This window comes from Sinomicrobium pectinilyticum (assembly GCF_003725735.1).
Lineage (GTDB): Bacteria > Bacteroidota > Bacteroidia > Flavobacteriales > Flavobacteriaceae > Sinomicrobium > Sinomicrobium pectinilyticum.
The window spans coordinates 1-4,162 of record NZ_RJTM01000124.1; the positions used below are offsets into that span (position 1 = coordinate 1).

At 43.2% G+C, this 4,162-nt stretch carries 4 protein-coding genes and 1 tRNA gene; 2 read left to right on the forward strand and 3 right to left on the reverse strand.

Going from position 1 to position 4,162, the window contains the following annotated elements:
- Positions 1-70: 70 nt before the first annotated feature.
- Both ED312_RS18700 and ED312_RS23865 read left to right on the forward strand, forming a co-directional pair.
- Positions 71-142, forward strand: a tRNA-Arg gene (locus tag ED312_RS18700).
- A 240-nt stretch (positions 143-382) separates the two neighbouring features.
- Positions 383-589, forward strand: a complete 207-nt coding sequence (locus tag ED312_RS23865; protein ID WP_317125692.1) for a DUF6577 family protein — start codon at positions 383-385, stop codon at positions 587-589.
- Between the two features lie 245 nt (positions 590-834).
- On the opposite strand, the gene ED312_RS18710 is transcribed toward ED312_RS23865, so the two are convergent.
- From ED312_RS18710 to ED312_RS18720, 3 genes are all read right to left on the reverse strand, one after another.
- Complete coding sequence (locus ED312_RS18710) at positions 835-1,953, reverse strand: AEC family transporter (protein ID WP_148044326.1); 1,119 nt, start codon at positions 1,951-1,953, stop codon at positions 835-837.
- Positions 1,954-2,154: 201 nt separating this feature from the next.
- Positions 2,155-3,348, reverse strand: coding sequence for a pyridoxal phosphate-dependent aminotransferase (locus tag ED312_RS18715; RefSeq protein WP_123217559.1), 1,194 nt, complete (start codon positions 3,346-3,348; stop codon positions 2,155-2,157).
- Positions 3,349-3,555: 207 nt separating this feature from the next.
- Complete coding sequence (locus tag ED312_RS18720; RefSeq protein ID WP_123217560.1) at positions 3,556-4,056, reverse strand: hypothetical protein; 501 nt, start codon at positions 4,054-4,056, stop codon at positions 3,556-3,558.
- Positions 4,057-4,162: the final 106 nt, after the last annotated feature.

The following is a 4,162-nucleotide window of genomic DNA, read 5'->3' on the forward strand; positions in this document are numbered from 1 at the left end:
AAAAGCAACTACAGGTTGCTTTTTTGGTTTTAATATTCCTTTATCGGTAATTTGCAGAGATAATGGAAATGGCCTCGTAGTTCAACGGATAGAATAGAAGTTTCCTAAACTTTAGATCCAAGTTCGATTCTTGGCGAGGCTACTTGACAGGAAAAGTGATTAAAATGGTCACTTTTCCTGTTTTTTTCTTTCCGTACATCCCTGGGTTGTATCTGCGACGCTAAAAAACAGAGAGATATGAAACTGTATTATGGCATCAAGGTGGCTTATTTGTTGTGTGCTGGCGATCATGATAATATCATACGATTACCGCATCCACGGATTCCATTGGCAGGGAAAGACAATCAATGTCAAATTCCAATCCTCTTTGAATAGAGGGCTTATGCTAAGCATACTATATTTTGACACTAAACATTATTTGTTGACAAAATATGTCAAAGATGACAAGAACCTTGTTGTCGTCAAAAACCCGATAACGGGCATACCACTCCAAACAATTGACGGGATTCAAGTACCGGGTGTCGGAAAAATACCCGTAGGCCTTATTGTGGATAAGGAGTTGTTTGCTTCCCGTCAGGGGCGCGATTAGGAGGGCATTGTTGAAAATGCTTTTGAATTCCTTTCCATTAACAGAGACAAGCTGTTCCGCTATGACCTATTCCTGCGAAAGCGGGAACCTCGTTTATGTACCAAGGTCTGGATAAGAATAAATATTTCGACCATTTTGTTTACTGTGCTAAACAATAATATGCTGTTTTTGCTTGTCTGAATAAACAAAATGGTTTTTTTATTCGAGCAATTTCAGCAAAAATTAAAACATACTTCTCTTGATTTTCATGCTTTCCTTTTAACGCTCCAGGGAAAGTCCCGGAGCGTCCTTTTCGATTTTACTTTAAAGGCATTCGGCACAATGGTTAAAATGAGCATTATACCGCCCATTACAAAACACGTAGTAGCATTGGTCACGGTATCGCCAAAATAGAAAATTCCGATAATTACTACGGTTGAAAAAGGAAGCGAGCAGGCCAGAATATTGATCGCATAGTCAAGATCGAAGGTTGGCTTTGTACCTGCATTCTTATGTTCCAGGGCAGAAACGGCACTCATATGTGCAAAGGGCCAAAAACTGCACGAACTTTGGGGGAATACCAATAGCAGGAGTGTCATGGATTTGCCCAGACCGGGCAGTAAAAGCAAAAAGAAGCCTGTAATCAGAAAAGTCATTCCGGAACGCCACCCCAGCAACTGGAGCATAGCCCCTAAGTCTGACCACTTGATACGCACTGCCATACCGATGAACAAAAGGACCAGAGGCATCATCATTACGCTTAATTTGCCAATCGTGTTCTGCAGGAATTCGGGGAATGTACCGAGGTTCCACCCCAGGGCCAGCATTACGAGAGCTACCACGATGACCATATTGATAGGTTCGTTCAGCAATGAGAGCAACAAACGCTTTAACTTGCTCGAATTTGAAGTTTCGGTTTGATCTTCAGCCCTTTTTCTGTACCAATACATGGCCAGGATGTAGAGTAAGATCAATACAAAAACCTTATTGCCCACATCGGCAAGAGCGGCAAGGGCCAGGGCATCTTCATTGAGATAGGCCATTATAAAAGGGAAACAGGAAAGACCGGGGGCCAGTGATGGCAAGAGCATCATTATTGTCCTTTTTTTGCTGCCTTTTTTGATGGGAAGAAAAAACTTCATCAGATAACGCATCGCGAAAAACAGGGAAAAATTGAAAACCAATGCCATCAGAGGCAAAAACAACAACGACTGGTCAAGTTTGATTTTCAGTAAAGCAATAAAAATGGTTGCAGGTAAAGCCACGCTGAGGATCAGTGTCTTAACGCCTCCGAGACTTTCCTTTTTTGGCAGTTTTTTTTGAAGCAATACGCCTATACCTATAATCAGTAATAATTCAAATGTCTGTTGTAGTGCTGCATTCATAAAGTCAAAAAGGGTTAATAAAATCCCGTCAGGGGCAATTATGCCCCTGTTCAGGGAAGAGTTTAGTAAATAATATTCCGGCCTCATCCGCGAGGCATTCCACGAAAGAGCAGAACTGTTTTTAGGTTTTATGAAAACCCCGGGTTTTCAAGCTTTCCTTTGGGAACCCTATGGTGAAAGGGTTGTTCTTTCGAATAAAATTCAGACGAGTACTTTCCGGAGTGTGGAAGTGAAGATCTTCATTTCCTCCATAGTGCCCATACTTACGCGGCACCAGTTCTTGCCCATAAATTCGAAGGCGCGAACACCGACTTTCATGGCCATCATTTTTTCCAGGAACTGTTTTCCTTCCATTCCGATGGGAAAGATCATAAAACTGGTATGCGATGCCACAGGTTCGTGTCCCATGGACTTGAGGGTTTCAAAAACATAGTCCCTGGCCGCAGCATTGAGTTCCCTGGACTTGTTTTGAAATTCCTGATCGTCCATACTTGCCTTTGCCGCAAAAATTGAAGTATATGAAATACCCATACCTCCCCTGGTAACCTCATTGATCCTTGCCAGTGTTTCCGGTTGGGCAATGGCATAACCCACACGGAGGCCCGCCATGCCGTGTATTTTGGAGAAAGTGCGTGCAATGATAACATCCTTACCCTCATTAACCAGGGAAACCATACTCTGTTTATGACCGTCATCGAGAAAATCCAGATAGGCCTCATCTACAAAAACAGGGACTTTTTCGGATATCCTGGAACAGAAGTCCAGTAATTCGGAAGCGTCGGATATGGTACCGGTAGGGTTATTGGGGTTGCATATATACACCAATTTGGTATTGCCATCTATAGCTTTTTCCATAGCGTTGAGATCGTGCGACCAGTCATCCTTTAACGGAATGGGCTTCCACGTGCCGCCCGTCGCCTCGGCTACTTTCATCAATGACATATAGGAAGGATCGGCGGAGACCACATTTCCACCTTCCTTAAAGAATACCATTCCCGTTTTTTCCAGAATATCCGAAGAGCCCGGCCCCATAATAATATTCTCGGCCTTTACGCCTTCATAATCTGCAATTTTATCTATAAGATCAAATAGTTCCATCCATGCATACCGGTTTCCATGGCCCGCCATGTCCTGCAGGGCTTTAATGGCTTTTGGAGAAGGGCCATAGGGGTTTTCATTGGCATTTAACTTGGCCAGGAGCTCCGTGGGCTTTGGTATTTCGGCAGGGATATACTCCTTAAAAAACGGGCTGTAAACCACGTTGAGACCGGAATCAAATGTTAACCTGGCCTTTGGGGTTTCGCTAATTCCCATATAGGGAAGAAGGGTCACACCACCTGCGGTCAGTACCCCGGTTCGGATCCATTCCCGCCTGCTTAATTTTTTTGTTTTCATAACTTAATTTTTTGTTTTCTAAATTATATGTCTGAAGTAGCTGTTCCTGAAAGTCAAGAACGTAAAGGGTTTAAAATCAACCTAAAAGTTACCAAATAAAGGAATATCTTATATCGTTCTTCCTGATTTTTACCGGTTATTTAAATTCGTAACCGAATATTATAAAATTCTCATTGTGAGGTGCTTTTAAAATTCAAATTGTCATTTTCAGTTCGCCTCAACCGGCTCCGTATTGGCGCCGATATCACCGGTGGCAATAACCGTTGTACCGGAATAAAGGCTGATGTGCGCATCCAATCCGGGCAAGGTATCGTAAAACGCGGTATCTGAAATAACATAGAACTTACTGTCACTGAGTTCGCCATACAACAGCCCGTCGGATTCCTTGCCAACCACATCGTAAAGGCTGATCAGGACAGCCGATTCATCGCCGGTCATTCCCTCCATAAGACGGGTTGGGTATAAAGTACCTTCTTCGGTATTGTAAACAGATACCTGGACCAAGGTCCTGCCGAGGTCATCGAGGTAGAACACCACCCTGCCGTAGATAGCGGTGTCGGATTTTTCACCTATCGAATAGGCAGTGTAAGTGTCCAGTGTACCCCCGCCATCTGCGGTTTCCAATTCCGGTTCCAGTCTTTCCTGGTCACAGGAGATTACGGTTAAAATGGCTATGATGACCGCTATGTTGCCTATATATTTCTTCATTGTTTTACTGTTTTATTATAGTTTTTACTCACTAAGTAAGATTTAAATCCCATTAAATGGGTCTAATTCCCCGATGCTCTGCATCGAAATGAGCTAAGGTTTGGCT